General features: G+C 68.2%; 29 protein-coding genes. 20 read left to right on the forward strand and 9 right to left on the reverse strand.

What is annotated here, in order from left to right:
• Positions 1-4 precede the first annotated feature (4 nt).
• Together VD972_RS05870 and VD972_RS05875 are read right to left on the reverse strand one after the other, a co-directional pair.
• On the reverse strand, positions 5-820 hold the full coding sequence (locus tag VD972_RS05870; RefSeq protein WP_324982006.1) for a uracil phosphoribosyltransferase: 816 nt from the start codon (positions 818-820) through the stop codon (positions 5-7).
• 21 nt (positions 821-841) lie between these two features.
• The gene (locus VD972_RS05875) at positions 842-1,441 is read right to left on the reverse strand and encodes a thymidine kinase (protein WP_324982008.1); all 600 of its coding nucleotides are present in this window, start codon (positions 1,439-1,441) and stop codon (positions 842-844) included.
• 200 nt (positions 1,442-1,641) lie between these two features.
• Between VD972_RS05875 and VD972_RS05880 the strand changes: the two genes are divergently transcribed.
• The 5 genes from VD972_RS05880 (at position 1,642) to pth (ending at position 4,954) form a co-directional block, all read left to right on the forward strand.
• The gene (locus tag VD972_RS05880; RefSeq protein ID WP_324982010.1) at positions 1,642-2,013 is read left to right on the forward strand and encodes a DUF5658 family protein; all 372 of its coding nucleotides are present in this window, start codon (positions 1,642-1,644) and stop codon (positions 2,011-2,013) included.
• Between the two features lie 103 nt (positions 2,014-2,116).
• The gene (gene spoVG, locus VD972_RS05885) at positions 2,117-2,416 is read left to right on the forward strand and encodes a septation regulator SpoVG (RefSeq protein ID WP_044181343.1); all 300 of its coding nucleotides are present in this window, start codon (positions 2,117-2,119) and stop codon (positions 2,414-2,416) included.
• A gap of 42 nt (positions 2,417-2,458) precedes the next feature.
• Complete coding sequence (locus tag VD972_RS05890; RefSeq protein ID WP_324982016.1) at positions 2,459-3,412, forward strand: ribose-phosphate pyrophosphokinase; 954 nt, start codon at positions 2,459-2,461, stop codon at positions 3,410-3,412.
• Positions 3,413-3,586: 174 nt separating this feature from the next.
• A complete protein-coding gene (locus VD972_RS05895) occupies positions 3,587-4,309 on the forward strand; it encodes a 50S ribosomal protein L25/general stress protein Ctc (RefSeq protein WP_324982019.1) in 723 nt (240 codons plus the stop codon).
• 69 nt (positions 4,310-4,378) lie between these two features.
• Positions 4,379-4,954 carry an aminoacyl-tRNA hydrolase gene (pth, locus tag VD972_RS05900; protein ID WP_324982021.1) on the forward strand — a complete coding sequence of 192 codons (576 nt, stop codon included), beginning with the start codon at positions 4,379-4,381 and terminating at the stop codon, positions 4,952-4,954.
• Between the two features lie 5 nt (positions 4,955-4,959).
• Here the strand turns inward: pth and VD972_RS05905 are convergent, their stop codons facing one another.
• On the reverse strand, positions 4,960-7,011 hold the full coding sequence (locus VD972_RS05905) for a hypothetical protein (protein ID WP_324982022.1): 2,052 nt from the start codon (positions 7,009-7,011) through the stop codon (positions 4,960-4,962).
• 450 nt (positions 7,012-7,461) lie between these two features.
• On the opposite strand from VD972_RS05905, the gene rpsF reads away from it, so the two are divergent.
• The 4 genes from rpsF (at position 7,462) to dnaB (ending at position 10,426) form a co-directional block, all read left to right on the forward strand.
• A complete protein-coding gene (rpsF, locus tag VD972_RS05910; RefSeq protein ID WP_324982025.1) occupies positions 7,462-7,935 on the forward strand; it encodes a 30S ribosomal protein S6 in 474 nt (157 codons plus the stop codon).
• A gap of 51 nt (positions 7,936-7,986) precedes the next feature.
• Positions 7,987-8,412 carry a 30S ribosomal protein S18 gene (gene rpsR, locus VD972_RS05915; protein WP_324982027.1) on the forward strand — a complete coding sequence of 142 codons (426 nt, stop codon included), beginning with the start codon at positions 7,987-7,989 and terminating at the stop codon, positions 8,410-8,412.
• A gap of 31 nt (positions 8,413-8,443) precedes the next feature.
• A complete protein-coding gene (rplI, locus tag VD972_RS05920) occupies positions 8,444-8,887 on the forward strand; it encodes a 50S ribosomal protein L9 (protein WP_324982030.1) in 444 nt (147 codons plus the stop codon).
• A 162-nt stretch (positions 8,888-9,049) separates the two neighbouring features.
• Complete coding sequence (gene dnaB, locus VD972_RS05925) at positions 9,050-10,426, forward strand: replicative DNA helicase (protein ID WP_324982033.1); 1,377 nt, start codon at positions 9,050-9,052, stop codon at positions 10,424-10,426.
• A 62-nt stretch (positions 10,427-10,488) separates the two neighbouring features.
• Here dnaB and VD972_RS05930 read toward each other — a convergent pair whose 3' ends face one another.
• Genes VD972_RS05930 through thiE form a run of 3 tightly spaced genes read right to left on the reverse strand, consistent with a single transcriptional unit; the run spans position 10,489 to position 12,661 of the window.
• Positions 10,489-11,223: a bifunctional hydroxymethylpyrimidine kinase/phosphomethylpyrimidine kinase gene (locus VD972_RS05930; protein WP_324982037.1), complete on the reverse strand. Its 735-nt coding sequence runs from the start codon at positions 11,221-11,223 to the stop codon at positions 10,489-10,491.
• Between the two features lie 2 nt (positions 11,224-11,225).
• On the reverse strand, positions 11,226-11,990 hold the full coding sequence (locus tag VD972_RS05935) for a gamma-glutamyl-gamma-aminobutyrate hydrolase family protein (RefSeq protein ID WP_324982041.1): 765 nt from the start codon (positions 11,988-11,990) through the stop codon (positions 11,226-11,228).
• A complete protein-coding gene (gene thiE, locus VD972_RS05940) occupies positions 11,987-12,661 on the reverse strand; it encodes a thiamine phosphate synthase (RefSeq protein WP_324982043.1) in 675 nt (224 codons plus the stop codon). The genes VD972_RS05935 and thiE overlap by 4 nt, the downstream gene beginning before the upstream one ends.
• A gap of 92 nt (positions 12,662-12,753) precedes the next feature.
• Between thiE and VD972_RS05945 the strand changes: the two genes are divergently transcribed.
• Genes VD972_RS05945 through VD972_RS05955 form a run of 3 tightly spaced genes read left to right on the forward strand, consistent with a single transcriptional unit; the run spans position 12,754 to position 13,948 of the window.
• A complete protein-coding gene (locus VD972_RS05945; RefSeq protein ID WP_324982046.1) occupies positions 12,754-13,011 on the forward strand; it encodes a hypothetical protein in 258 nt (85 codons plus the stop codon).
• Positions 13,008-13,319 (forward strand): DUF1844 domain-containing protein, encoded by a 312-nt coding sequence (locus VD972_RS05950; protein WP_324982048.1) that lies wholly within the window; start codon positions 13,008-13,010, stop codon positions 13,317-13,319. Before VD972_RS05945 ends, VD972_RS05950 begins: the two co-directional genes overlap by 4 nt.
• Positions 13,316-13,948, forward strand: coding sequence for a hypothetical protein (locus VD972_RS05955; protein WP_324982052.1), 633 nt, complete (start codon positions 13,316-13,318; stop codon positions 13,946-13,948). Before VD972_RS05950 ends, VD972_RS05955 begins: the two co-directional genes overlap by 4 nt.
• A 3-nt stretch (positions 13,949-13,951) precedes the next feature.
• Here the strand turns inward: VD972_RS05955 and VD972_RS05960 are convergent, their stop codons facing one another.
• Positions 13,952-14,443 carry a hypothetical protein gene (locus VD972_RS05960; RefSeq protein WP_324982055.1) on the reverse strand — a complete coding sequence of 164 codons (492 nt, stop codon included), beginning with the start codon at positions 14,441-14,443 and terminating at the stop codon, positions 13,952-13,954.
• A gap of 253 nt (positions 14,444-14,696) precedes the next feature.
• On the opposite strand from VD972_RS05960, the gene clpB reads away from it, so the two are divergent.
• The gene (gene clpB, locus VD972_RS05965) at positions 14,697-17,327 is read left to right on the forward strand and encodes an ATP-dependent chaperone ClpB (protein ID WP_324982058.1); all 2,631 of its coding nucleotides are present in this window, start codon (positions 14,697-14,699) and stop codon (positions 17,325-17,327) included.
• Between the two features lie 94 nt (positions 17,328-17,421).
• Here clpB and VD972_RS05970 read toward each other — a convergent pair whose 3' ends face one another.
• Positions 17,422-18,825 (reverse strand): peptidoglycan DD-metalloendopeptidase family protein, encoded by a 1,404-nt coding sequence (locus VD972_RS05970; protein WP_324982061.1) that lies wholly within the window; start codon positions 18,823-18,825, stop codon positions 17,422-17,424.
• A gap of 332 nt (positions 18,826-19,157) precedes the next feature.
• On the opposite strand from VD972_RS05970, the gene VD972_RS05975 reads away from it, so the two are divergent.
• Positions 19,158-19,904: a hypothetical protein gene (locus VD972_RS05975; protein WP_324982064.1), complete on the forward strand. Its 747-nt coding sequence runs from the start codon at positions 19,158-19,160 to the stop codon at positions 19,902-19,904.
• 14 nt (positions 19,905-19,918) lie between these two features.
• Positions 19,919-20,587, forward strand: a complete 669-nt coding sequence (locus VD972_RS05980; RefSeq protein ID WP_324982067.1) for a hypothetical protein — start codon at positions 19,919-19,921, stop codon at positions 20,585-20,587.
• A gap of 86 nt (positions 20,588-20,673) precedes the next feature.
• Here VD972_RS05980 and VD972_RS05985 read toward each other — a convergent pair whose 3' ends face one another.
• The gene (locus VD972_RS05985; RefSeq protein ID WP_324982070.1) at positions 20,674-21,096 is read right to left on the reverse strand and encodes an arginine repressor; all 423 of its coding nucleotides are present in this window, start codon (positions 21,094-21,096) and stop codon (positions 20,674-20,676) included.
• A gap of 206 nt (positions 21,097-21,302) precedes the next feature.
• On the opposite strand from VD972_RS05985, the gene VD972_RS05990 reads away from it, so the two are divergent.
• From VD972_RS05990 to argG, 5 genes are all read left to right on the forward strand, one after another.
• Entirely contained in the window at positions 21,303-22,307 is a 1,005-nt protein-coding gene (locus VD972_RS05990) for an N-acetylornithine carbamoyltransferase (protein WP_324982073.1), read from the forward strand.
• A gap of 18 nt (positions 22,308-22,325) precedes the next feature.
• A complete protein-coding gene (locus tag VD972_RS05995; RefSeq protein ID WP_324982076.1) occupies positions 22,326-23,177 on the forward strand; it encodes an acetylglutamate kinase in 852 nt (283 codons plus the stop codon).
• Positions 23,174-24,241 (forward strand): M20/M25/M40 family metallo-hydrolase, encoded by a 1,068-nt coding sequence (locus tag VD972_RS06000; protein WP_324982079.1) that lies wholly within the window; start codon positions 23,174-23,176, stop codon positions 24,239-24,241. The genes VD972_RS05995 and VD972_RS06000 overlap by 4 nt, the downstream gene beginning before the upstream one ends.
• Positions 24,234-25,586, forward strand: a complete 1,353-nt coding sequence (gene argH / locus VD972_RS06005) for an argininosuccinate lyase (protein WP_324982082.1) — start codon at positions 24,234-24,236, stop codon at positions 25,584-25,586. Before VD972_RS06000 ends, argH begins: the two co-directional genes overlap by 8 nt.
• Positions 25,587-25,620: 34 nt before the next feature.
• On the forward strand, positions 25,621-26,694 hold a 1,074-nt coding region (argG, locus tag VD972_RS06010), incomplete at its 3' end, for an argininosuccinate synthase (protein WP_324982085.1).

Consider the following 26,694-nt stretch of genomic DNA (forward strand, 5'->3'; position numbering starts at 1 on the left):
TCCCCTACACGTACGCGTTGTTCATGATCTCCCCGAAGCCGCCGCCCCCGGGAACGATGTACTGCCGGTCATCCAGCCCCCGCTCCTTGTCCCAGTGCGTCCCCGGCTCCGTGCCGAACACCTCTGGTGGGGACAGCCCCCGGTCCAGCCGGAGCGCGTAGATCGTCACGTCCGGGTGCTCCGTCGTCATCTTCCGCAGGTACTCCGGCGTGACGATCAGGTTGAGCGTGATGATGCGCCGGGGCTTGCCAGGCACCTTCGTCTTGTAGAGCGAGATCGCCGTGGCCAGGCTGCCGCCCGTGGCCCCCATCGGATCCGGGAAGAGGATGATCGCGTCGTCCACGTCCCCGCCGATCTTCGCCCCGCCGATGTTCGAGCCCACCACCGTGTGCTCCGCGTCGATCATCCGGCTCATGATGATGTGGTCCTGCCGCACCAGCGTCGGATCCACCGTTACGTTCAGCAAGTCGTACGCCACCTGCGACGGCAGCGTGCCCGCCCGGGCGATGTTCACCGTCACCACGCGCGTGTGCGAGTCGATCACCTCGCCCTGGAAGATGCCCTGCGGCGTCGAGTCCACCATCCGCGTGGGGATGGCCACCATCTTCCGCGGGAACTCCGCGTTGATGACCGTCTTCACCAGATCCGAGTACAGCAGCTCCACCAGCCGGTTGATCTGCGGCTGCACCGTCCCCTTGGCGCACAGCGTGGCCAACTGCGAGAGGAGAAAAGGATTTCCCACCAGGTGGACCTGAGGGCCATACCGGTGGGTGATCTCGTTCAGCCGGAATGGGACGTTGGCATAGAGCGTGTCGCGCATCGGACGCTTCCCTCTCCTGAGTCAGTCGAACAGCTTCAGCGTCTGCGGCGGCGTGGCCTCGGTGGGCTCCGCCACGTGGCACTTGCGGCAGCGCGCCTCGTAGGCCCCCGCCGCCCCCACCACCACCCGCTCCCCTCGGGAGTCCAGCCGCTGCGAGCGGTTGGCCGGATTGCCGCACACCACACAGATGGCCAGCTCCTTCGTCACGTACTCGGCCACCGCCAGCAGCTGCGGCATCGGCTCGAAGGGGCGCCCCTGGTAGTCCTGGTCCAGCCCGGCGCAGATGACGCGCAGGCCCTTGTTGGCCAGCGCCTCACATACCTGCACCACCTCGGGGCCGAAGAATTGGACTTCATCGATTCCGATCACCTGTGTCTCAGGCGACAGATGGTAGAAAATTTCTTCAGCCCTCTCGATGGGCGTGGAGACCAGCTTGAGCTGCGAGTGGCTGACCACCTGGGTCTCGTCGTAGCGGTCATCCAGCTTCGGCTTGAAGACCTGGACGCGCTGCTTGCCGTACACGGCGCGCTTCACGCGGCGGATCAACTCCTCCGTCTTGCCGGAGAACATCGAGCCGCAGATGACCTCTATCCACCCGATATCTTTGGGGAATTGGTGCACGCGAAGGTCTTCGTCCAGGAGGGGCGGAGGGCGCGCGGATACTCAATCACCCTCCCCACGGAGTCAATGATCCCGTGCAGGCCCACCTGTCACGGCGGGCCTCCGCGCACGCTTGCCTGCCTGCCCCTACCTGAGGAACTCAAGGCGCTGGCAAGAGTCTTGAAGAGCCTACCCCCAGGATTCTCACGGGGAGGCGGCGGGTGGCGGCGACGGCACAGCAGCAGGGGCGCGATTTCTGGGCAGCACTGGGGTCCTTCTACCTCTCACCAGCCTCGGTGGCACTGCTGGTGCTCAACCTGCTGGACGGGCTCTTCACCCTGACTTTTCTTCAGCTCGAGGTGGCCGAGGAGCTCAACCCGCTGATGCGGGTCGCCTACGAGCATTCCCCTCTGGTCTTCATGGTGGCCAAGCTGATCATCGTCAACGCGGGGCTGTCCCTGCTGTGCCTCCACCGGGGCATGCGGGCCAGCCGCCTGGCCATCCGCGCCGGGGCCGTCATCTACGCCATCATCAACGTCTACCACCTCGCGTTCCTGGCCCACCTCATACGCCACTGGCCCCACCTCGTATGACAGCAGCACGACGTAGTGAGTAGCGAGGGACTTGCATTTTCAGGTCATTCCGTCCCAGGCTTCCCGCCAACACCGCTCTTTCGGGTTCTGGTGGGGGGCCAACATGAATATCACCGACGTCAGGGTGTTTCCGGTCGAAGAGGACAAGCTCAAAGCCTACGTGACCATCACCCTGGATCACTGCTTCGTCATCCGCGATCTCAAGGTCATCCACGGCGCGTCCGGGCTCTTCATCGCGATGCCGGCGAAGAAGCGCAAGGACGGGACGTACAAGGACATCGCCCATCCGCTCAACGCGGACACGCGCAGCGAGATGGAGCGGATCATCCTCTCCGAGTACGAGCGACAGACACACAACGGTCACGCCGCGCAGAACCTGATGGCGGCGGCCGAGGCCGACTAAGGCGCTTCCCTTGCGGGCGCGGGCAGGTTAGGAGCGCGCCCCATGCAGCCCTCGCGCGACTTCAAGCTGTTCTCTGGCAGCTCCAATCCGGGGCTGGCACACCGGATCTGCGACTACCTCAAGCGGCCTCTGGGCAAGGCGACGGTCGGGCGCTTCTCGGACGGGGAGATCCACGTCGAGATCGGCGAGAACGTCCGCGGCCAGGACGTCTTCATCATCCAGTCCACGTGCCCGCCGGCCAATGATCACCTGATGGAGCTGCTGATCATCTGCGACGCCTTGAAGCGGGCGAGCGCGGGCTCCATCAACGCGGTGATCCCCTACTACGGCTACGCGCGACAGGACCGGAAGGTGGCGCCGCGCACGCCCATCACCGCCAAGCTGATCGCGGACATGCTGGAGGTGGCCGGGGCCAACCGCGTGGTGTCCATGGACATGCACGCCGGGCAGATCCAGGGCTTCTTCAACATCCCGTCGGACCACCTGTACGGCTCGCCGGTGTTCCTGGAGGATCTGCGCAAGCGCTTCCCGGACCCGCAGGAGATGGTGCTCGTGTCGCCGGATGCGGGCGGCGTGGAGCGCGCGCGGGCCTACTCCAAGCGGCTGAACACGGGGCTGGCCATCATCGACAAGCGGCGCCCGCAGCCCAACTCCTCGGAGGTGATGAACCTCATTGGGGACGTGCAGGGCAAGGACGCGGTGCTGCTGGACGACATGGTGGACACCGCCGGTACGCTGGCGCAGGCGGCCGCCGCGCTGAAGGACAAGGGGGCGCGCCGGGTGTTGGCGTATGCCGTCCACCCCATCCTCTCCGGGCCCGCGATCCAGCGGATCACCGACTCGGTGCTGGAGGAGGTGGTGTTCACGGACACGGTGCCCCTGGCGCCCGCCGCGCAGGCCTGCCCGAAGATCCGGGTGCTCACCACGGAGCGGCTCTTCGGCGAGGCCATCGCCCGCATCCACCGGGCCGACTCGCTCAGCTCCCTGTTCGTCTAGGCGTGCGCCTGGCTGGCGGGCGGCTTGACTCCGGGCCTGCTGACTGGCATGTGCCACCTCCACTCCATCGGCTCCCTCACAGGAGGCGCCGTCTTCGGGGCTCGCCATAGGGGCGGGATGCCGAGAGCGCCAGGGGCCCGGTGGACACTCGCAGTCCCCTGAAGAGGATTCCCCATGTCAGTCGACAAGAGCACGCTCGAGGCGAAGTCCCGTGAAGGCTCCGGCAAGGGCGCGGCCCGCAAGCTGCGTGCCCAGGGCCTGGTGCCCGCGGTCGTCTACGGCAAGCACCTCAAGGCTCCGGTCCACGTCGCGGTGGCGCCGAAGTCCATCAAGCAGTCCATCAACACCCCGCACAAGCTCAACACCCTGATCACGATCAAGCTCGATGGGGCCTCCCACCAGGTGCTGCTGAAGGACTACCAGCAGGATCCCGTCACCCGGGAGATCCTCCACGCTGACTTCATCGCCGTGAGCGACAACGAGCAGGTGAAGGTGAACGTGCCGCTGGTGCTCGTGGGCAAGGCCGTGGGCACCGCGGATGGCGGTCTGCTCACCCAGGCCCGCCGCCAGCTCGAGGTCTGGGCGCTGCCGCAGGCCATCCCGGAGAAGATCGAGGTGGATGTCACTCCCCTCAAGATCGCCATGGCGCTCCACATCAACGACATCAAGCTCCCCGCGGGCGTGTCGGTGAAGACGAACGTCAACTACACCCTGGCCGTGGTCTCCGCGCCCGAGCGCGAGGAGGTCGTGGTGGCGGCTGCTGTTGCGGCTCCGGCGGCGGGTGCTGCGGCGGCCCCGGCGGCGGGTGCGGCCAAGGCGGGCGATGCCAAGGCGGGCGATGCCAAGGCGGGCGACGCCAAGGCGGGCGCTGCAGCCAAGGCCCCGGCGAAGAAGTAACCTTCCCTCGGTTCGTCCGAAGCGGGGCTGGCCTCTCGGGGCCGGCCCCGTTTGCTTTAGGAGCCTGCCATGAAGCTCATCTGCGGGTTGGGCAACCCCGGGCGCGAGTACGAGCGCCACCGGCACAACATCGGGTTCATGGTGGTGGAGGCGCTGCTGTCTCGCGCCAGGGCGGAGCTGAACCAGGAGAAGTTCCAGGCACGGGTGGGCCAGGGCACCCTGGGCAGCGAGCGCATCCTCTTCCTGGAGCCGCAGACGTACATGAACCTGTCGGGGCGCTCGCTGGCGGACGCCGCGCGCTTCTACAAAGTCGCGGTGGAGGACATCCTCGTCATCCACGACGAGCTGGATCTGCCCTTTGGCCGGCTGCAGCTGAAGGCGGGCGGAGGAACGGGGGGGCACAACGGGCTCAAGAGCTCCGTGCAGAGCCTGGGGGCGGACAGCTTCATCCGCCTGCGCGTCGGCATTGGCAAGCCGGAGGGACCCAACGCCAAGGAGCGCGTCGCCGGCTATGTGCTCTCCAACTTCGACGATGGCGAGCGGCGCCAGCTCGAGGAGCTCATCGGCCGGGCCGCGGACATGGCGGAGACGTGGGCCCGCGAGGGGCTCGCCGCCGCCATGAACCGCTACAACCGCAAGGCCTGAGCCCCTCAGCGGGCGCCGCGCCGTGCCGTCCGGCCACCCGTCTTGCGGCGGGCGGAGGGGCGCCGCGCCGTGCGAGCCGCCTCAACGGCCGGGATCCGGATCGGCGAGAGACGCGGGAGCGTGACCGCCGGGATGGGGTGGAGCGGGACGGGACGGGTGCGGACGGGCCCGGTGCGCTTGAACTGCTCGGCGTAGGGCCGCAGCAGGTTCACGTCCAGGCCACGGCTGTCCAGCCCCTTGTACGCGGCCTCGAGCTGGCCAAACGCCTCGTACCAGAACTCCTCGGCGATCACCGCCTGCTGCTCGCGGTTGAACTTCTTCAGGTCGTTCTTGCGCTCCCGGAGCATGGCATCCGTCACCGAGTAGCCCTCGCTGCCGAGCTGCGCCTCGATGGCCTGGATCATGTAGACCGGCCCATCCACCACGCCCTGGTGGACGTGCGCCAGCTCGTGGATGAGCGTCTTCATGTCGATCTTCGCCTTCGAGGAGAAGTTGATGACGTACATGGTGGTGAAGGGCCGTCCGCCGTTGACCAGGTTGATCAGGTCCGCCGGGATGGAGGCGACGGCGACCTTCACGCGGCTCAGATCGATGGAGGTGCCGTAGATGCGGGTGGCCTGCTTCTTCTCCTCCGCCGTCAGCTCCCGGTGCCCGCCCAGCACGTCCAGCAGCGTGGCCAGGGCCAGGGCCGCCACCCCGCCCGCGGTCTCCAGCGCGGCCTTCATGATGAGGAAGGGGCTCTTGCCCAGGGCGATGAGTCCCTTGAAGAAGCCCTCACGGAACTGCTCGGCCACGTGGGTGACGATGTCCGCCACGGCCCGGCCGAGCTGGAGCCCCGCCGCCAGCAGCCCCTCGAGCACCATGCGGAGGGTGCCGAGCTGGTCCTTCATGAAGGCGATCAGGATGTCCGCGGCCTGGCGGAAGGCCTTGTAGAGCCCCACCACCATCTTCTTGAGGGTCTCCCCCGCGAAGCGGACGATCTCCTTGGCCACCTCGGCCAGCTTCTTCCCCGCGAGCTGGAGCCCCTTGAAGAGCTGCTCCAGGGCCCCGGCGGCCAGGCTGATCGCGCCGTCGACGATCTCCTTCACCTGCCGGCCAAGCTGGACGAGCGCCCGGACCGTGGCGTGGACGACCGACGCCACCTGGTTGGCCACCGCGGCGATGATCTGCGCGACCCGCCGGCCGGCCTTGAGTACCTCGTCGACGACCTCCTTGAGGGTGGTGGCAACCTGCTTGGCCGCCCAGGACAGCACCTCGACGAGCGAGCGGCCCGCGTCGAGCACCGCCCGAGCAAACTTCCTCACGGCGGCCACGCCCTTCTTGAGCGCCTCACCGAGGATCTCCGCCACCTTGCGGCCCGCGGCGATCAGCCCCTCGACGAAGTCCGCGACCTTGTCCGCCGCCCAGTTGACCACCTTGCCGATGGCATCGACCAGGGACTTGCCCGCGGCCTTGAGCGCATCCCCGACGGTCTTCACCGCCTTCTTGAACCAGTCGACGATCTTGCCGAAGAACTCGACGCCGGGAGCCTGTGCGCGCTCGGTCCGCAGCGCACTCCCGGCACGCTGGAACCACTCGGCCACATCGTCCATGTCGCCCCCCGCCTCGAAGTAGTCCTTCATGAAGGCCTGGGCATCGGGCTCCTCCATGCCGCCGATGTTGTGGATGACGAGCGCACCCTTGCCCTGCAGCCGGAATGCACGGGCCACCATCTGCCGCTGCGTAGGCCCGGACTGGCGAGCCCACTGGACCAGCGGCTCGGACTCCTGCTCGGCCTCGACGTCGTCGCGCCAGTTGGCGACCACCCCTCGGGTGAAGTTGAGGGCGCGCACCGGCGAGGCCTGAAACAGCGTCGCGACGCTGGGGGCGATGTCCGCACGCTGGAGTGCGAGCGCGCGCACCTCGTCCTTGGCGGAGTCGGCCGTGTTCAGCCGGATCGCCGAGAGCTTCTGGGTCAAGACGGGTGAGAGTTGCAGGCCGAGGGCCTCGGCACCTACGGGAGCCTGCGAGGCGCGGCGCTTGGACTTCGAGGCATGGGTTCGCTTGGAGACAGACATGAATGGACCTCTGGGGTTGAGCCGTGGACGAAGCAAGCGCCAGGGTCTGCTCCCATGCCGGCACCCTGCCGGAGGAAGAACCCCGCGCCCTTCAGCCGGGCTGGAGTCCGGAGGCCCCGGATGTGATGCCCCTGCGAAGCCGCCCTCGAGGCCCACGCCAGGGGCCGCCAGCCTGCCTGCCCCCCTGCCCCTGCAGCCTTCCAGCCGGGGTGGGAGAACGGAGCCTCCCGCCTTGACTTGGGGGTAGGCCCCCCGTAGAAGGCCCTTCCCTTCCACTCTCCGTGGGAGGGGATGTTCTTTTCCATCCTCCCGTGTTGGTTCGCACGGGACGAAGCGCGAGGGTGACGGCGCGCGGTTTTCCGTCCCCGGCGTGCGGCCTTCTCGGCCGGACGACCGTTTCCCCGCTCCCCGGATTGGCCGGGGGGCACTCGACCCCAAGGGGAGAGAAACATGGCTGAGACACAGGCCGCTAAGCGGCTTCGTGAGTACGAGACCATCTTCCTGGTCAAGCCCGAGCTGACTGACGACAACGTGGACCGCATCAAGGAGCGCGTCCGCGGCATCGTCAGCCGCGAGGGTGGCAAGGTCATCCGCTTCACGGTGTGGGGCAAGAAGAAGACGCTGTACCCCATCGCCAAGCAGCCCCGCGCCATCTACGTGCACACCCACTACCTGGGCAACCCCGGGATGGTGGCCGAGGTGGAGCGCAACCTGCGCAACCTCGACGAGGTGACGCGCTACCTGTCCGTGAAGCTGGCCGATGAGGTGGACCCCGAGTCCCGGCCGGTGCTCGAGGACGTGAAGATGGCGGGCGACGTGGAGGACGCGTCTCGTCCGGGCGCTCCCGACCGAGACCTGCCCTTCCGTGGCGAGCCGGTCGACGAGGTGGTCGACACCGAGGAGGAGGCCGCCGAGGAGGCTTAACCGCCCCCCGGTCTTTCACGAACCCATTCGAGTTCGAGAACGAGAACGCTCATGAACGGTACGGATAACAAGACTTCTTCCTCGGGGCCCTCGCGCTCCGGCGGTGGATCAGGTGGCGGCCGCAGCTTCGGCGGCGGCGGCGGCGGCGGCTTCGGTGGTGGTGACCGCGGTGATCGCGGTGACCGCGGTGACCGGGGCGGTGATCGCGACCGCGGCGATCGCGGCGGCGGCATGGACGATGACAAGCGGGGCGGCCGCGGCTTTGGCCGCAAGAAGGTCTGCCGCTTCTGCGCCGAGAAGAACGCCAAGGTGGACTTCAAGGATCAGGCGACCTTGAAGTACTTCGTCACGGAGCGCGGCAAGATCATCCCCCGCCGCATCTCCGGCAACTGCGCGAAGCACCAGCGTGAGGTGGCGGTGTCCATCAAGCGCGCTCGGGGCCTGGCGCTCCTCCCCTACAACGCGATGGTGGGCTAGGCGCCCCGTCCGGGATTTTCGGAGACAGCATATGAAGCTCATTCTTCGTGAAGACATCGACGGCCTCGGCAAGTCCGGGGAGCTCGTCACCGTCAAGGACGGCTTCGGGCGAAACTACCTGCTGCCGCGCAAGAAGGCGGTGCTGGCCAGCGAGCAGAACCTGCGCCAGTTGGAGCATGAGAAGGCGGTCATCACCGCGCGCAACGCCAAGCTGAAGGGCGCTGCCGAGGCGACGGCCAAGAAGATCGGCAACCTCAAGGTCACCCTCAAGCGCAAGGTGGGCGAGCAGGACAAGCTGTTCGGCTCGGTCACCGCGCTGGACATCGCCGAGGCGCTGGCGTCTCAGGGCCAGCAGGTGGATCGCCGTGGCCTGCACCTCCCGGAGCCCATCAAGACGGTGGGCACCCACGAGGTGGAGCTGCGCCTGCACCGCGAGGTGACGGCGAAGATCAAGGTCGAGGTCGTCGCAGAGTAGAGCCTTCCCTGAAGGGCTCTCCAGGCCGTCCGGGTTCTCCCGGGCGGCCTTTTTTTGCGCCGCGTACAGGGCCAAGAGCCCGGGCCTACCCGGAGAGCAAGGGGCCCACACGGGGCCCTTTCCACCGATGTCAGCCCTACCTGTAAAGTGAGGGGGAAAGCCATGTCCAACGTGCTCGATGGTCGTGAAGGGCGGAAGGTCCTCGAGGATCTCGCCGCGGAGCGGGCGGTGCTCGGCGCCGTGCTAGCGGACAACACCCTCCTTGCGAACGTGGCGGAGGTGGTCCACTCGGACGACTTCTCCAGCCCGCAGCATGGGGCGATCTTCTCTGCGATGCTCAAGCTGGACTCCACGCAGCGTCAGGTGGACCACCTGACGCTGGCGGAGGAGCTGAAGGTGCTGGGGCAGCTGGCGGCGGTGGGCGGACCGGCGTACCTGATGACCCTGGACCAAGGCGTGCCCTACACGCACAACGTGGTCCAGTACGCGGAGATCGTCCGGGATCAGGCGCTGCGGCGGCGGCTGGCGAACGTGGGCCGCGAGATCCTGGAGATGGCCAGCCAGGAGACGGGGGACGTCGAGGTCATCCTCGACGAGTCCGAGCGCAAGCTCTTCAACCTCGCGGAGAAGCGGCGCGAGGGAGATCTCCGGGCCGTCAGCGAGCTGATGGAGCAGACGCTCGATCTGCTCGACAAGATGAAGGCCTCGTCCTCGGGCGTGACGGGCCTGTCCACCGGCTACGTGGATCTGGACATGCAGCTGACGGGCCTGCACCCCGGTGAGCTCATCATCCTCGCGGCGCGCCCGGGTATTGGAAAGACGTCGCTGGCGATGAACATCGCCATGCACGCGGCGCTGAAGGAGGAGAAGGCGGTGGCCATCTTCAGCCTGGAGATGCCCGCCGACCAGCTGCTGATGCGTCTGCTGGCCTCCAGCGCGCGCGTGGACATGAAGAAGCTGCGCGGTGGCCGGCTCACTCCGCACGACGAGGAGAAGTTCCAGGAGATGGCCGGCGCGCTCTACAACGCGCCCATCTACATCGACGACTCGGGCGGCCTGTCGCCGTTTGATCTGCGCGCCAAGGCACGGCGGCTCAAGCAGAAGGATCCGCGGCTGTCGCTGATCGTGATCGACTACCTCCAGCTGATGCACCAGAAGGGCAAGGTGGAGAGCCGGCAGCTCGAGGTGAGCGAGATCTCCCGCTCCCTCAAGCAGCTGGCCAAGGAGCTGGAGGTGCCAGTGATGGCGCTCAGCCAGCTCAACCGCAAGGTGGAGGAGCGCAAGGGCGGCAAGCCCATGCTCAGCGATCTGCGCGAGTCGGGCTCCATCGAGCAGGACGCGGACGTGGTGATGTTCATCCACCGCGAGGACCAGGATGATGGCGGTCCCGATGGGGAGGAGGCTGCGAAGGCCCGCACGGTCATCCCCGTGGAGCTGATCGTCGCCAAGCAGCGTAACGGCCCGGTGGGCTCGATCGATCTCGTCTTCCTCTCGGAGTTCACACGCTTCGAGAGCCGCGCCCGAGGCGAGTTCCAGTAGGTGCCGTCAACGCTCCTGGGCGCACTCAGCAGCTCGCGCAGCCCGAGTGAGCCGGCCTGGCTCTACTCCCCGCCAGTGCGGAGATAGTGGCTCACGTGCGCCTTGGCCTGGCTGGCGGCGGCCCCTATCGAGCGCCCTCGGCCCAGCTCCACTGCGAGCGCCGAAGCCAGCCGACAGCCCGTCCCGCGACGCTCCGGTGACCGGGGGAGGCGCTGGCCGGTGAGCAGTCGTGTCTTGCTCGGCAGGCACAGCACATCCACAGCCCCGCGTGCGCGGTGGCCGCCTTTCACCAGCACCGCCCCGAAGCCACGAGCCACCAGCGCTCCGCCTGCCTCCGCTGCCTCCTCCACCGTGCGCACGGCCGGCAGCCCCAGCAGCCACGCTGCCTCATCCAGGTTCGGCGTGAGGACCACCCGCGGGCCCGCCAAGCCCAGGTAGTGCCGGACCGAGAGGCGCGAGAGGCTCTGCCCCTTCGAGGTTCGGACCACGGGATCCACCACCCACCAGACATCCAAGCCGTCCAGCGCCTCGCGGATCGCCGCGAGCCGCGCCGGGTCGGGCACCATGCCGAGCTTCACCGCACTCAGCGGCCCCAGCTCGCGCGCCGCAGCCACCTGGGCCCTCAGCACCCGCGCCGGCGTGGCCTCCCACTGGAACATCGTGGCGCCCTGGGCTGTCTGCGCCGTGGGCACAGCCACGGGAGCTCCACCCATCGCCCGCACTGCAGCCACGTCCGCCAGGAGCCCTGCACGACCCGTGGGCTCATGGCCCGCAAACAGCAGAACGCGAGGAACCACGCTCACCGCCGGTAGTCACGTGCCTTGTGGATGAACACCTTGTAGATGCCACCGTGCACCGGGAGGTTGATCAGCATGTACTCCGGGTGCCACTGCACGCCCACCGCGAAGGCATGAGCGGAGGACTCGATGGCCTCGGTGATGCCATCCGACGACGTCGCGCTCGCCACCACCTGGTTGCCCAGCGCCTTCACCGCCTGGTGGTGCGTGGAGTTCACCATGAGCTGCCCACGCCCCACCGCCTCTGCCAACAGCGAGCCCTCACGCACCTCCACCGGGTGCTGCGGATGGGTGCGATCGTGCTTCTGCTCGTGCTCGCGTGCCTCCGGCAGCTCGCGGGCAATGTCCTGGTACAGCGTGCCGCCCAGCACCACGTTGAGCAGCTGCATGCCGCCGCAGATCCCCAGCACCGGCATGTTCCGCTTGAGTGCCGCGCGCATCAGCGCCGTCTCGAAGGCCGTTCTCCCCTCCTTCGTCGGCCCCATGCCCTCCCGCGCCGTCTCGCCATAGGCCGTCGGGGGAATGTCAAAGGCGCCCCCGGTGATCACCACCCCGGAGATTCGATCCAGATACGCCTCCACGCATGTGGGATCGTCCGAGTACGGCAGCACGAAGGGCAACCCTCCCGCGCGCAGCACCGCCTCCGCGTACGTCACCTTCAGCTCGTAGCGCGCAAAGGGAGTGTCGGGGCCCGCCTCGATCCAGTCCGGGGAGATGCCGATGTTAGGCCGCCGCGGCGGCAGACCGTGTCTCAGAGGAGGTGTCATGGAGAGCCTGCGAGGCTAGCCCCCCGCACGCCCATGTCAAACGCGGCGAGCAGACGGCGCACGCGCTCGGCCATGTCCTCGGCGAGCAGGACATCCGACGCCACCGCCGCCCCATGCGCGCCCGCTGCCGCCACCTGCGCGATGTTCGCCAGCCCCACCCCGCCAATCCCCACCACTGGCAGCGGGCTGTCCCGCACCACGGCTGCGAAGCCCCCCACCCCCAACACGGGAGCCGCAACCTGCTTCGTCGTCGTCCCGAAGACAGGCCCCACGCCCACGTAGTCCGCCCCGGCCTCCTTCGCCACCCGAGCCCCCGCCGCGTCTCGTACCGTGACGCCCACCAGCCGCCGAGCGCCCAGCAGCTCGCGCGCCGCCTCCGGGGGCAGATCCTCGTCTCCTACATGCACCCCATCCGCGCCCGCCAGCAGCGCCAGATCCACCCGATCATTCAGGAGGCACAACGCCCCGGCGCGGCGGCAGGCGGCGACCACCTCCCGGGCGGCGGCCAGAGCGTCCCGAGGCGGTGTGCGCTTCATCCGAAGCTGGAGGATGCGAGCGCCTCCGGCCAGCAGGCGAGCCGCCTTCTCCCCCAGCGGCAGCTCGGGACGGACGGTATCGTCACACAAGAGATAGGGGCCTCGGGGAAGCAGGGGATGGTCGGGGGCGTTCATCGGCTCCAGAAGCGGGGCGGGCGGCGTTGACAGGCTGCGCCTCTGCTATAAGGTGGCGCGCCCTTTTCACAAGAGATTCCGAGGATTTGAACATGGCGGATACCCTGGACCCGAAGCACCTCGACAAGCGCACTGCGGAGCGCTACCTGCGCAGCGGCCAGTTGGACGAGAAGGCATACGAGCGCCACATCAAGGGCCTGCCCGACGTGGCCGAGAAGGCCTCCACGGTGTCCACGTCCATGGATTCCGATGACTTCGACGACACGGATGAGGACGAGGATCTCGAGGGCGACGAGGACGAGGGCGAGGGCGAGGGCGAGGAGGAGCCCGAGGACGCTGAGACGCCATGACGGACGAGAAGCGGGGCGAGACCTTCGTGATGCGGGGTGAGGCGCTCCCCGCTGCGGGCCAGAGCGCCATCGCCTTCAACACCTTCATCATCGGGCTGGCCTCCACCACCCTCATCCACCTGGGCGAGGCGGCCAACCCCGATACGGGCCGCACCGAGCGCAACCTGGAGCTGGCTCACGAGAGCTTGGAGTTGCTCTCCCTGCTGCGCGACAAGACGCGGGGCAACCTCACCGAGGAGGAGGAGAAGCTCTTCGCCACCGTCCTCACCGATCTGCGCCTTCGCTACGTCGAGGCGAGCAAGCGGTGAGTGAGCCCACCCCTCAGCCCTCGAGACTGCCCCGCGACATCCACATTGCCGCGGTGCTGTGTCTCCTCATCTCGGGGCTGATCGGGATGTCCACCGTGGTGGAGATCTCCCGGCTCGCGCAGCTCTCCGAGTACAAGGAGGCCATCCACTCGGGCCCGGGCGCTCAGGGGGATAACGCACTCAATGCGCACTTGCTCATGGCGCAGTTCTCCGCCGAGGACTCCATGCGCGAGCCGCGCTCCTTCCTCCTCGTCTCGCTGGCGGTGGCCTGCGCCTTCGTCTTCGTGGCCGCCGCCCGCATTCTGCGTCCAGGAGGGCTCCCTCGAGAGGGCATGCGCCGGCTGCTCTGCTGGACCAGCCTCCTTGCCGCGTTCCTGCGCACCATTGACGGAGCCCAGTTCCAGGTCGTCGTCGACCACATGGGCGCGGCCCTGGTGAAAGGTCCCTTCCCCGCGCAGTGGGACGCTACCCAGATCGAGGCGGTCAAGCAGTACGGACCTGCCGTGCTGACCTGGTTCTACCGAGGGCTGACGGCCTTCGTGGCCGGCAGCTTCGTCCTGCTCGGCCAGTACTTCCGCAGCGAGCGCGTGCGGCAGGTCGTCATCGCCCAGGACGGCCCCACCGAGTAAGCGTCAGGCTGCGTCCGACGTGGCGCGGGACAGCTGAGGGCTGGGCAGCAGCCCCTCCAGCCGCTCCTCCGTGTCCTCCGCATCCAGCGTCAGCACCACACCCGAGGCCGCGCGGGGCATCCCCAGCAGCTCCTCGCGCGTGAGGCCGAAGACGTAAGCCAGGTGTCCCATCGGCCAGCGCGCCCGCATCCGCTTGAAGGCCGCGTCGTCCTGCTCCTCCTCGCCAGACAGCTCGACGTCCCCGTAGGCCACCTGATCACCGCCCACGCGGCGGCCGTTGCCGTAGGCGATGACCTCCTCGCCCTCCTCGGGCTCGTAGGCGTAGACGTGCACCGTGGCGTTCGCCGCCCGGGAGAGCAGCCGTGGGAGCGCATGGTGATCCGCGTGCCAGCGTGCACCGCGAGCCCCCGCCGTCTGCGGCCCCAGAAAGGCCAGCCGCACCACCTTCCGCCGCCGGATCACCGTGACGTGAAGGCTCGGCAGGGGGCCGGGCACTCCGTCGAGCGCAAGCGCCTCGCGCGCCAGCCGGACGAGCGGCAGGCCCCGGAATGTCTCGAGTCGAATGAGGTAACCACCGTGAGCTTCCAGAGAACGACCCCCCAGCGAGGCGCGCGGCGTATAGCCGGGCTCTCTCCTTCTGGCAACTCCCCAACCCGAAAGCCCCGAGATTCCTAGCAGCTCGAAGTATTCCGTGGACTTTGTAATACGCATTCCTTGCCAAGGGGGGTTCGGCCCTTACGTTGGGGCTATGAGACTCGACAAGTTCACAGTGAAAGCGCAGGAAGCGATCCAAGAGGGTCAGTCCCTGGCGCGTCGGGCGGACAATCCCAACTACGAGCCCGAGCACCTGGCAGCCGCGCTCATGGGCCAGAAGGACGGCATCGTCGAGCCGATCCTGCGGAAGATCGGCGCGGATCCGAAGCTGTTCGCGGCCCGCCTGGGCGAGGCGCTGCAGAAGCTCCCTCGCATGCAGGGCGGCGAGAGCGGCATGCTCAGCCAGCGACTGCTGAAGACGTTCGACAAGGCCGAGGACGAGGCCAAGGGGCTCAAGGATGAGTTCGTCTCCTCCGAGCACCTGCTGCTGGCGCTCAGCCACGACAAGGGCACCATCGGCGAGGTGATGAAGGCCTCGGGCGTGACGCGCGACCGCGTGCTGTCCGGCGTCAAGGACGTGCGCGGCTCGGCCCGCGTCACCAGCCAGGATGCGGAGTCCACCTACCGCGCGCTGGAGAAGTACGGGCGCGATCTGACGGACGCCGCCCGCGCGGGCAAGCTGGACCCCGTCATCGGGCGCGACGAGGAGATCCGCCGCTGCATCCAGGTCCTCAGCCGGCGCACGAAGAACAACCCGGTGCTCATCGGCGAGCCGGGCGTGGGCAAGACGGCCATCGTCGAGGGCCTGGCGCGGCGCATCGTGGATGGAGACGTGCCCGAGAGCCTGAAGAACAAGCGGCTGATCACCCTGGATCTCAGTTCCATGGTGGCCGGCGCCAAGTACCGCGGCGAGTTCGAGGAGCGCCTCAAGGCCGTCCTCAAGGAGGTCTTCGACGCTGCGGGTGAGGTCATCCTGTTCATCGACGAGCTGCACACGATCGTCGGCGCCGGCAAGGCCGAGGGCGCGATGGACGCCGGCAACCTGCTCAAGCCGCTGCTCGCGCGAGGTGAGCTGCACTGCATCGGCGCCACCACGCTGGACGAGTACCGCAAGCACATCGAGAAGGACGCGGCGCTGGAGCGGCGCTTCCAGCCGGTCATGGTGGGCGAGCCCTCCGTGCACGACACCATCAGCATCCTGCGCGGCCTGAAGGAGCGCTACGAGGTGCACCACGGCGTGCGCATCCAGGACAACGCCTTGGTGGCCGCTGCGACCCTCTCCCACCGCTACATCGCCGACCGCTTCCTGCCGGACAAGGCGATCGACCTGGTGGACGAGGCCTCCAGCCGGCTGCGCATCGAGATCGACTCGATGCCCACCGAGATCGACGACCTGCGGCGGAAGATGACGCAGCTCGAGATCGAGCGCGAGGGCCTGAAGAAGGAGACGGATCTGCACTCGAAGGAGCGCCTGGGCCAGATCGAGAAGGAGCTGGCCGATCTCAAGGAGCGCTTCACCTCGCTCAAGGCGCACTGGGACGCGGAGAAGGCGGCCATCACCACCCTGCGCGGGCTGAAGGAGAAGCTGGAGAAGGCGAGGAACGATCAGGCGGCGGCCGAGCGTCAGGGCGACCTGAACAAGGCGGCGGAGCTGAAGTTTGGCGTCATCCCCTCGCTGGAGAAGGAGCTGAAGGTCCAGAACGAGAAGCTGGCCGAGCTCCAAAAGACGCAGAAGTTCCTCAAGGAGGAGGTGGACGCGGAGGACATCGCCGAGGTGGTGGCCAAGTGGACGGGCATCCCCGTGTCCAAGCTGATGGAGGCCGAGGTCCAGAAGCTGGTGAAGATGGAGGACCGGCTGGGTCAGCGCGTCATCGGGCAGCGAAGCGCCATGGAGGCGGTGTCCAACGCCGTGCGCCGCGCGCGCAGCGGGTTGCAGGATCCGAACCGGCCCATCGGCTCGTTCATCTTCCTGGGCCCCACGGGCGTGGGCAAGACGGAGGCGGCCAAGGCGCTGGCCGAGTTCCTCTTCGATGACGACAGCGCGATGATCCGCATCGACATGTCGGAGTACATGGAGAAGCACGCCGTGTCCCGGCTCGTCGGCGCGCCTCCGGGCTATGTCGGCTACGACGAGGGCGGGCAGCTCACCGAGGCCGTGCGGCGGCGGCCCTACTCCGTCATCCTGTTCGACGAGATCGAGAAGGCCCACCACGACGTCTTCAACATCCTGCTGCAGATCCTGGACGAGGGCCGGCTGACGGACAGCCAGGGGCGCACCGTGGACTTCAAGAACACGGTGCTCATCATGACGTCCAACATCGGCTCGCAGGCCCTCCAAGAGGGCATGGCAGGCAAGGAGACGCTGGACGAGAGCACCCGCAGCGAGGTGATGGAGGCGCTGCGCAGCCACTTCCGGCCGGAGTTCCTCAACCGCGTGGACGAGATCGTCCTCTTCGAGCCACTGAAGCGCAGCGAGATCCACCGGATCGTCGACCTGCAGCTGGCGCGGCTCGGCAAGCTGCTCGCCGACAAGCGACTCACGCTGGAGCTGACGGATGCGGCCCGCAGCTTCTTGTCCGAGCGCGGCTACGACCCGACCTACGGTGCGCGGCCGCTGAAGCGGGCCATCCAGAAGTACCTGATGGACCCACTGGCGCTGAAGGTGCTGGCCGGCGAGTTCACCCCGGGCGACTCCATCCAGGCGGACGCCGCCGCGGACGGGCTGAGCTTCGCGAAGGTGCTGATGGACAACACCCGCAAGGAGGCACCCCTGAAGTCCGCGTAGGCTTCCTCGCCGTTCGGAAGAGAGCGCGCGCCCCACCCCGCTCCCGGGATGGGGCGCTTCTCTTTTCGTGGGAGGAAATGAAGCGGAGGACGGGCTAGCCCTTCACGAAACGGATGGCGTCGAAGCCGACCATGCGGGACTGGCTCAGCGGCTCACCGGTGTTGTCCGACAGCTCCACGTACTCGGTGCCGTTGCCACTGAAGTAGTGCCGGCCCAGGCTGATCCAGACGCTCGAGTAGATGTTCTGGTTCACCGTCGCGTAGTTGTTCACGCCGTTGTGGAAGACGCGGTACTTCGCCTGCACGGACGTGGCGTAGTTCGATGGGACGTACGCGTAGACGGTGTAGTAGCCAGCGCCCAGCAGGGCCGGCTTCCACTGGGCGTAGTTGCTCTGCACCACGTCCGCGTAGGTCCAGGTCACGCTCCCGCCGTAGCCGACGTTGCCCGTGTACCAGTATTGGGTGGGGCCGAACTTCGTGAAGCGGGTGCTCGTGTTGTCGACGATGACCTCGTTCGCCGGCGGAGGGGTGCCATGGGACGAGTAGAGATCCTGGCCCGTCGGCACGCTGCTGGTGGCGAACGTCTTCCCGTCGATGACGACGCCGCGGTACGGCAGATACATGTGCAGGTGGGTGCCAATGGAGGTGCCGCAGTTGGTGGAGATGGTGGTTCCATCCGAGGGCAGCATGCGGCCCAGCTTCGTCCCGAAGTTCACCACCGAGCCCTGGCGGATCCCCGCGGCGTTCACCGAGGCCGTCTCGAGGTGCAGGTAGCCCACCTTCTCGGTGGTGCCGCTGGTGGTGATGGTGAGCAGCATCTGCGTGCCGTCATTGCACACATAGGTCACCGTGCCCGGAGCGCCCGCGACGATGTCCGAGTTGGTGGCGTTGCGGACATCGAAGTCGATGCCCATGTACGCGCTGAACTGGCCGCTCCAGGTGGACGGATCGTGCCAGCTCTGGGTGATGCGGAAGGGCACGCCCGCGGGCCAGAAGAACTTGTAGCTGTCATAGAAGGCTGAGAGGGCCTGCTGCTGCTCGCCCTTGCGCGGGAACATCGCGGCCCGGGCGGCCGGCTCCAGGCCGGACTCGGGCACGAGCGCGAGCAGACTGCGCAGATGCTCATCGTCGTTGAGGGCTGCCACCCAGCCCTGCTCCGTCTGCACCAGGAGCACCGCGGTCATGTTCTCCATGGTGAGGTGAGACTCCTCGCCCACCGCCAGCGGCTTGCTCAGATCGGTCGCGGTCAGGGTCCCCAGCGCCCAGCTTCCCTCCAGGCGCAGGCTGATCAGCGACACAGTCCCCGCCAGCTCCGCGCGGCCCTGGATCGCCTTGAGGAGGGCTGCGCGCGCCTCCTCTGGCAGCTTCTGGGCGTCCGGCGTCACGATGCGCAGCTCCACCTTCTGGGTGGCCGGGAGCTGCGTGTCCTCGGGGGTGGACGCGTCAGGGGCCCCACAGCCCACCACCGCCAAGCCCAAAGTCAGTGCTACGGAACCCACGAACCTTGAAAACAATCTGTTCATTCTGTACCTCGCTTCGAGTGCCAAAAAAAACCGCGCGATATGTACACAAATCGAGGAACAAGGACAAGCCCGAGACGAACTCTAGAGCGGAAAAACCTTGAATAGGAGTATGTGCTCGCCACGCGGGTGCCCTTAAAATACGAGAACATACCGTCCCAAACCTGAGACACACACGGACAGAACGTAAAATTTCACACTCGCCGTTTTCGCATTTAATCCTTGAATTACAGCTTGAGCTTGCGGCCGACTTGTGTAAAATACTATGTCGTATGTATTTTCCTGTCTCGTCGTACCCAGGAGAAGTCCCCATGTCCCTCCACTCCCCCAAGGAAGTCTCCCCCAGTCCCCGCAGCCCCCGCTGGATTGTCCTGGCCTGGGTCGCCGTGCTGTCGGTGGTCGCCTGGCGCCATGTCCCCGTGGCCTACGCGTCCCACTCGCACACGGGCTCGACCCAGCTCCACATCTCCACGATTCACGGCAACAACGGGACGGCGACCGCCCCCGGTAGCCTGGATGAGCAGTACTGCATCCAGTCGCACACCGGGTCCATCGACCAGACCCGGATGGCCAACTTCATCGAGGAGACGCTCGCGAAGCTGGCCTCCGCCAACATCTGGGATGGCACCGGCAGCTGGAAGGTCGACCTATGGCGCGCGGCGAAGCCGTGTCACCAGATCGACTCGGCCACACGCGCCTCGATCGGGACCGAGTACCACATCAACACCGACTGGCCGAACGTGTCCCTGTGCGGCACCTATTACAGCTGCGTCGTGCACGACAACCCCGTCTACGAGGGCGGCCACACCCACTTCAAGTGGATGTACTCGTATCTGCAGGCGGAGCACGTCTCTGGCTACGACACGCGCGCGCGCAAGTTCATCAACCACGAGACGGGCCACGTGCTGGGCCTGAAGGACCCCGCGGGCTACGGCACCGACTGCCAGGCCAGCGTCATGCACAACGATCTGTACGGGTGCCCCTCCACCGTCTGGTACCCGACCGCCAATGACAAAGCCGCCGTCACCCGGATCGGCAACTACCAGAACACGTACTGAAAGGATCAAGCGCCATGAGAACGTCATCCATGAAGGAGCTGGCCCATGTGGCCGCGATGCTGAGCGTGCTGGTCATCGGAGTCCGCTGCGGTACCGAGACAGAGGAGCCGGATCACGTCCACTTCACCACCGAGAACGCGCTGCTGGTGTCCGAGCGCAGCGGCCTGCAGGTCTGCGTTGAGCTGGACCCGGCGCTGGAGGGCCGGAGCGAGGAGCTGCTGGGAGCCCTGAAGGCGGACCTGGCCGCGCTGGAGCAGGGCCACCCGGACTGGCAGAAGGCAGGCATGGCCCGGGCCCCGGTGCGCCTCCAGCTCGGGTGCCCCGGCAAGGCCATGCCCTCGGAGCGGCTGGAGAGCAAGGGCGCGCAGGTCGGCCCCGGCCTGAGCATCCGCCCGAGCCCCTTCCGCACCTTCATCTATGTGCTCGATGAGGCGAAGGCCTCGCAGGTGCTCGGGGAGCAGCAGGCGATCCGCGCCCGGGCCGAGCTCATGGAGGTGAGCGATCACCAGATGGTGGAGGTGTCCACCGCCCTGGTCATCCGCGCCTCGGCGCTCGGCACTGCCTCCCTGCGCGAGGAGTGGCTGCCGCTGGGCACGGGGCTCAAGCTGCTGCGTGAGCCCTCCGAGCTCGTCAACACCCACGTCACCCCCAAGTTCTCCGGAGGAGAGCCGGCACAGCCCTGACCCGCTGACCGTCTCCGCGTCACGCCTTCGAGGTCTGCCAGGAAGCAGCCTCGGGGGCCGCAGCACCCTGGCCCGTTGCGGCTCCGCTAAGGCGTGAGCCGCAGCAGCCGCTCCACCTGATCCCGCACCTCGGCCAGCAGCGACGGATCCCGCACTGCGATGAAGATCGTGTCATCTCCCGCCACGGTCCCCGCGAGCCCCGGGATGTCCGGCGCCCGATCCACCATCACCGCCACCACCTGCGCGTAGCCCGGCGCCGTCTTCAGCACGAGCAGGTTGGGAGGCACCTCCAGCACGTTGACCGCCTGCGCTGGCTCGGACGGCCCTGGCTCGACGCGCTGGTAGCGTCCGCTCACCTTCTGGATCGACAAGCGCTTGAGGTGCCGCGAGAGCGTGGACTGGCTCGGCGCAAAGCCCTCCTCCGTCAGCAACCGCTGGAGCACCGCCTGATCGGTGATCTCGTTCACTTCCAGCAGTCGAAGGATGACTTCATCAAGATGGGCGGGCATTCCGACACCATGAAGGCCCGTGCATATGCACGCAAGTACCCTTTGGGGTATGCGCGCGGAGCTCCGCGAAAATTACGGGAAATTTCCATATTGCGCTGCGCGTCGGAACGAATAATATGCACAACTCCTTCGGCCCGATGCAGAGTTTATGCGCGAATATGCAAGAGGCCGGAGGATCCCTCCCGCATCGCGAGGACCCCACAGCCATGAGGCATCTCACCCGCATCCAGGATCTGGGCCCCGAGGGCGTCGAGCAGATCCTCGCGCAGGCCGCCGCCTGGAAGCGCCAGTCCCCTGGCCCCATCTTCCAGAACCGTCTGCTGGGCATGGTCTTCTTCAACCCGTCGCTGCGCACGCGGACGTCGTTCGAGGCGGTGATGCTGCGCTCGGGCGGGCACGCCATCGTGCTGGACGTGGGCAACGGCGTGTGGAAGCTGGAGGATCGCGTCGGCGCGGTGATGAACGCGGACCGGGCCGAGCACATCAAGGAAGCGGCACCGGTGCTGTCGCGCTTCGCGGACATGCTCGGGGTGCGCGCCTTCTCGGGCGGCGGGGGTGACGAGGAGGATGAGCTCGACTCGGTGATCCAGTCCTTCCGGCGCCACGTCACCGTGCCGCTGGTGAGCATGGAGTCGGCGCGCGAGCACCCCTGCCAGGGGCTGGCGGACGTGCTCACACTCCGGGAGAACTTCGGCTCCACGAAGAAGCTGCCGGTGACGCTGACGTGGGCGCCGCACATCAAGCCGCTGCCGAAGGCGGTCCCCAACTCGTTCCTGCTCACGGCCGCGGCGGCGGGCTGCGAGGTGCGGGTGGCGCACCCGCCCGGCTTCGAGCTGCACCCGCAGGTGCGCGCCGAAGCGGAGGCGTACGCGAAGGCCACCGGCGGCAGCGTCACCTACACCCACGATCAGGACGAGGCGCTCTCCGGCAGCCGCGCCGTCTACGCCAAGGCGTGGGGCCCGGCCACCCGAGCGGGGCACGCCCCTGGGGATGTGGCCGCGCTGCTGGCCTCGTACTCAGGCTGGATGCCCAGCCGGCGCTCCATGTCCCGCGCCGCCAAGGACGCCATCTTCCTCCACTGCCTGCCGGTGCGCCGCAACGTCGAGGTCTCCGACGAGGTGCTGGATCACGCCTCCAGCCGCGTCGTGGACACGGCGGAGAACCGCTTCCACGTCCAGCGCTCCATCCTCCACTGGCTCCAGTCTACCTGACCCCCTTCGAGGTCCCCCTTGCCCTTCTCTCCCGATCCCTATGCTGCGCTGCGCTCCGCCGCGCGCTATGTCCGGCAGTTCCGCCGGAAGACGTTCGTGGTGCTGGTCGACGGCCCCATGCTGGGGGATGCCCGGCTGCGGCGCGCGGTGTGCGAGCAGATCGCCCTGCTGTGGACCTTCTCCATCCAGCCCGTGGTGGTGCACGGGGCCGGCCCGGAGCTGAACACGCCCTTCGACGCCATGTCCGCCAAGGTCCGCATGGATCTGCTGGCCGATCTGCAGGCCGCTGGCGTGCCGTGCGTGGGCCTGAGCGGCGTGGATGCGGGTCTGCTCAAGGCCCGGCGGCGCACCGGGGACGCGAGCGCCGAGGCCGCGTGGGAGCAGGGCCGGCCGGGGAACTACAGCCTCGTCGGTGACATCGAGTCCGTGGACACGCGCCTGCTCCAGCACCTGCGCACCGGAGACTATGTGCCGGTGGTGGCTCCCTTGGCCGGCGATCCCTCGGGCACCGTCTACAACGCCAGCGCCGACACGGTGGCTGCCACGCTCGCTGTGGCGCTCGCCGCGGAGAAGCTCTTCTTTCTGCTGCCCACCGCGGGGCTCCTTCGGCGGCCGGAGGATCCCGCCTCGCTCGTCCCGCAGGCGACGCTCACGGACCTGGCCGCGCTGGAGCAGGAGGGGCAGATGTCGCCGGGCCTGGTGTCCAAGGTGCACGCGATCCGCTCCGCGCTGGTGGGCGGCGTTACCAGTGTGCACCTGGTGAGCGGCATGCAGCCGAACGCGCTCCTGGAGGAGGTCTTCACCAACGAGGGCAGCGGCACCATGGTGCTTCGGGAGGCTCCTGCGCGGGCCCCTGGGGGCTCGGCATGACGCCGGCGGCCCTGCTCGAGGCCTTGGTGGCCACCCCGAGCGTCTCCGGCCAAGAGGGACGCATCGCCGATCTGGTGTCCACCTGGGCCGAGGGCTGGGGTGCGCGCGTCCAGCGCCAGGGCCACAACCTGTGGTTCTCCGTGGGCAGCGGGCCTCGGCGCCTGCTCGTCAACTCGCACCTGGACACGGTTCCCCCGTGCGCTGGGTGGACGCTGGAGCCGCAGGCGCCGCTGTGGCGCGAGGGCCGGCTGTACGGGCTGGGCAGCAATGACGCCAAGGGCTGCGTCACCGCCTTGTTGCTGGCGGCCCGCGGACTGCTGGAGAACCCTCACGTCCTGGAGGGCCGGGGCGAGGTCGTCTTCGCCTTCACCGCGGAGGAGGAGACGGGCGGCGCCGGGCTGGGCACGGTGCTGTCGGCGTTCGGGCCCCTGGATGCGGCCGTGGTGGGTGAGCCCACCGGGCTGAAGCCCTGCATCGCTCAGCGCGGGATGCTCCTGCTGCGCTGCGTGTCGCATGGCCGCTCGGCGCATGTGGCCCACGCCCACAGCGCCGATGCGCTGAACGCCATCCATCAGGCGGCGCAGGACATCTCCACCCTGGCCGAGCTGCGCTTCCCCCCGCACCCGCTGCTCGGCGAGGCCCGGGCCCAGGTCACCCAGATCCAGGGCGGACTGGCGCGCAACCAGGTGCCGGATCGCTGCGAGTTCTTCATCGACATCCGCACCACGCCGGGCATGGAGCACACGGCGGTGGCCACCCACCTCTCTGGCGTCCTGCGCAGCGAGGTGCAGGTCCACTCCGCGCGCTACCTTCCGAAGTCCACCTCTCTCAGCGAGCCCATCGTCCGGGCGGCCGTGGCGGCCGCGGGTGCGGCGCCCGTGGGCTCGAGCACCGCATCGGACTGGGCCTTCCTGGGCAACCTGCCCGCGGTGAAGGTGGGCCCGGGCGACACCCTGCGCTCTCACAAGCCTGACGAGTACCTCGCCCTCGCGGAGCTGGAGGCCGGTGTGGCCTTCTACCAAAAGCTCATCCGCGGTTACTTCGAGGAGGTCGCCCATGGCTGACGACACCCTCTGGTCGAAGGGGCTGGCGCTGGATACGGCGATCCACCTCTTCACGGTCGGGGATGATCCGCGGGTGGACCTCGCCCTGGCGCCGCACGATGCGCTCGGGAGCGCCGCCCATGCGCGCATGCTGGCCCACGTGGGCTTGCTGCCCAAGGCGGACATGCGGGCGCTGGTGGCCGCCCTGCACGCACTCCATGACGAGGCGCGGGCGGGAGCCTTCACCATCCGGCCTGAGCAGGAGGACGGGCACACCGCGCTGGAGGCGGCGCTCGTGGAGCGCGTGGGCGAGCCTGGCCGGCGCATCCACCTGGGACGCTCGAGGAACGATCAGGTGCAGCTGGCCCTGCGGCTGCTACTACGCGAGGAGGTGCTGGTGCTCGGCGCTCGCGCGGCGGAGCTGGCGGGGGCCTTCCTGGACTTCGCGCAGGCGCACGCCGACGTGCCGATGCCCGGCTACACCCATCTGCGGCGCGCCATGCCCAGCACCTTCGGGCTGTGGGGCGCCGCCTTCGCCGAGGGGCTCTTGGAGGAGTTGGAGGCGCTGCGCGGCCTGTGGGCCCGGCTGGATCGCTGCCCCCTGGGCGCCGCGGCGGGCTTCGGCGTGCCGCTGCCCATCGATCGTCAGTACGTGGCCACCCTGCTCGGCTTCTCCCGCGTGCAGCGCAGCCCCATCGACGTGCAGAACAGCCGCGGCCGGCATGAGGCCGCGACGCTCGCGTGGGCGTGCTCCGTGGCGGGAGGCCTGGAGAAGTGGCTGTGGGACGTGGCCCTGTTCAGCACCGAGGAGTTCGGCTTCCTGGCGCTGCCGGATGCGTTCACCACGGGCTCGTCCATCATGCCGCAGAAGAAGAACCCGGACGTGGTGGAGCTGGCCCGCGCCCGCTGCCGGGAGCTGCGCGGGCTGGCCCGGCAGGTGGAAGAGGTGGCCGGGGGACTGCCCTCCAGCTACCACCGCGACTTCCAACTCCTCAAGCGCCCCACCCTCGCGGCCCTGGGCTCGTTGCGCGAGCTCCTGGATGTGCTGACGCGGCTGGTGCCCGTGCTGAAGATCCGCGCCGAGGCCGCCGCCCGTGCCTGCGACGACACGCTGTACGCGGCCCACCAGGCCTTCGTGCTCGTCGGGAAGGGCCTGCCCTTCCGGGATGCCTACCGTGAGGTGGCGCAGCAGCTCTCCAGCGGCACCTTCCAGCCGGATCGGGCCGCGCTGACGGCCACCCACCTGGGCGGCGCCGGCAACCTGGCGCTGGACCAGGCCCGCGCCGAGCTGGCCACCGCCCGCTCCTGGCTCACCGACACCCATCGCGCGCTCGGCACCTCTGCAGAGCGCATCTGGCAGCTGTAACCCCGCAGTCGCAGTCGTGAGGACCTCGAAGAACATGAACAAGAAACACGTGGTGCTGGCCTTCTCCGGTGGTCTGGACACCTCCTTCTGCGTGATCTACCTGCGCGAGCAGGGCCACGCGGTCACCACCGTCACCGTGGACACCGGCGGCTTCTCTGCCGAGGCCCTGGCGCTCATGCCGGATCACGCCGCCCGTCTGGGCGCGGTGGCTCACCACACGGTGGATGCGCGCGCGCTGCTCTTCGAGGACTACCTGCGCCACCTGCTGGCTGGCAACGTGCTGCGCGGCCAGGCCTACCCCCTGAGCGTCTCCGCCGAGCGCGTCTGCCAGGCCACCGAGGTCGTCCGCATGGCGCGCCAGGTAGGCGCCCAGGCCCTGGCCCACGGCTCCACCGGCGCCGGCAATGATCAGGTGCGCTTCGACGTGGCCTTCCGCGCGCTGGCGCCGGATCTGGAGCTCATCACCCCCATCCGCGAGCTGAGCCTCAGCCGCGCCCAGGAGATGTCCTTCCTGGCCGAGCGCGGCATCCACCTCCCGGCGAAGACAGGCGCCTACTCCGTCAACGAGGGCATGTGGGGAACCTCCGTCGGTGGCAGGGAGACGCATGACTCGTGGAGCACCCTGCCCGAGGCCGCCTACCCGGCCGGCGTGGTGCCGTCGGATCTCAAGCCGCGCACGCTGGTGCTGAGCTTCGAGAAGGGGCGCCCGGTGGCGCTGGAGGGCAAAGCGCTGGCCCCGGTGGCGATGATCGCCGAGCTCAACGCGCTGGGCCAGCCCTACGGCGTGGGGCGCGGCGTGCACCTGGGTGACACCATCCTCGGCATCAAGGGGCGCGTGGGCTTCGACGCGCCGGCCGCGGTGATGCTCATCACCGCTCACCGGGAGCTGGAGAAGCTGGTGCTCTCCGGCAAGCAGCTCTTCTGGAAGGAGACGCTGGGCAACCTCTACGGGACGCTGCTCCACGAGGGGAACTTCTTCGACCCGCTGGCAAGGGATCTCGAGGCGTACCTGGAGTCCTCGCAGGCCCAGGTCACGGGCGAGGTACGGCTGACGCTGCACCCGCGCGCCCTGGTGGTGGAGGGAGTGCGCTCGCAGCACTCGTTGATG

This window comes from Hyalangium sp. (genome assembly GCF_035629615.1).
GTDB lineage: Bacteria > Myxococcota > Myxococcia > Myxococcales > Myxococcaceae > Hyalangium.

Excerpts from the sequence above, each read along its gene's own strand:
- dnaB (WP_324982033.1), top strand. The coding sequence starts at position 9,050 with ATGTCCAACGTGCTCGATGGTCGTGAAGGGCGGAAGGTCCTCGAGGAT.
- VD972_RS05985 (WP_324982070.1), bottom strand. The coding sequence starts at position 21,096 with ATGCCCGCCCATCTTGATGAAGTCATCCTTCGACTGCTGGAAGTGAAC.
- clpB (WP_324982058.1), top strand. The coding sequence starts at position 14,697 with ATGAGACTCGACAAGTTCACAGTGAAAGCGCAGGAAGCGATCCAAGAG.
- rpsR (WP_324982027.1), top strand. The coding sequence starts at position 7,987 with ATGAACGGTACGGATAACAAGACTTCTTCCTCGGGGCCCTCGCGCTCC.
- VD972_RS05895 (WP_324982019.1), top strand. The coding sequence starts at position 3,587 with ATGTCAGTCGACAAGAGCACGCTCGAGGCGAAGTCCCGTGAAGGCTCC.
- VD972_RS05990 (WP_324982073.1), top strand. The coding sequence starts at position 21,303 with ATGAGGCATCTCACCCGCATCCAGGATCTGGGCCCCGAGGGCGTCGAG.
- spoVG (WP_044181343.1), top strand. The coding sequence starts at position 2,117 with ATGAATATCACCGACGTCAGGGTGTTTCCGGTCGAAGAGGACAAGCTC.
- VD972_RS05980 (WP_324982067.1), top strand. The coding sequence starts at position 19,919 with ATGAGAACGTCATCCATGAAGGAGCTGGCCCATGTGGCCGCGATGCTG.
- VD972_RS05935 (WP_324982041.1), bottom strand. The coding sequence starts at position 11,990 with ATGACACCTCCTCTGAGACACGGTCTGCCGCCGCGGCGGCCTAACATC.
- VD972_RS05905 (WP_324982022.1), bottom strand. The coding sequence starts at position 7,011 with ATGTCTGTCTCCAAGCGAACCCATGCCTCGAAGTCCAAGCGCCGCGCC.
- VD972_RS05870 (WP_324982006.1), bottom strand. The coding sequence starts at position 820 with ATGCGCGACACGCTCTATGCCAACGTCCCATTCCGGCTGAACGAGATC.
- rplI (WP_324982030.1), top strand. The coding sequence starts at position 8,444 with ATGAAGCTCATTCTTCGTGAAGACATCGACGGCCTCGGCAAGTCCGGG.
- thiE (WP_324982043.1), bottom strand. The coding sequence starts at position 12,661 with ATGAACGCCCCCGACCATCCCCTGCTTCCCCGAGGCCCCTATCTCTTG.
- VD972_RS05975 (WP_324982064.1), top strand. The coding sequence starts at position 19,158 with ATGTCCCTCCACTCCCCCAAGGAAGTCTCCCCCAGTCCCCGCAGCCCC.
- pth (WP_324982021.1), top strand. The coding sequence starts at position 4,379 with ATGAAGCTCATCTGCGGGTTGGGCAACCCCGGGCGCGAGTACGAGCGC.
- rpsF (WP_324982025.1), top strand. The coding sequence starts at position 7,462 with ATGGCTGAGACACAGGCCGCTAAGCGGCTTCGTGAGTACGAGACCATC.
- argH (WP_324982082.1), top strand. The coding sequence starts at position 24,234 with ATGGCTGACGACACCCTCTGGTCGAAGGGGCTGGCGCTGGATACGGCG.
- VD972_RS05950 (WP_324982048.1), top strand. The coding sequence starts at position 13,008 with ATGACGGACGAGAAGCGGGGCGAGACCTTCGTGATGCGGGGTGAGGCG.
- VD972_RS06000 (WP_324982079.1), top strand. The coding sequence starts at position 23,174 with ATGACGCCGGCGGCCCTGCTCGAGGCCTTGGTGGCCACCCCGAGCGTC.
- VD972_RS05890 (WP_324982016.1), top strand. The coding sequence starts at position 2,459 with ATGCAGCCCTCGCGCGACTTCAAGCTGTTCTCTGGCAGCTCCAATCCG.
- VD972_RS05945 (WP_324982046.1), top strand. The coding sequence starts at position 12,754 with ATGGCGGATACCCTGGACCCGAAGCACCTCGACAAGCGCACTGCGGAG.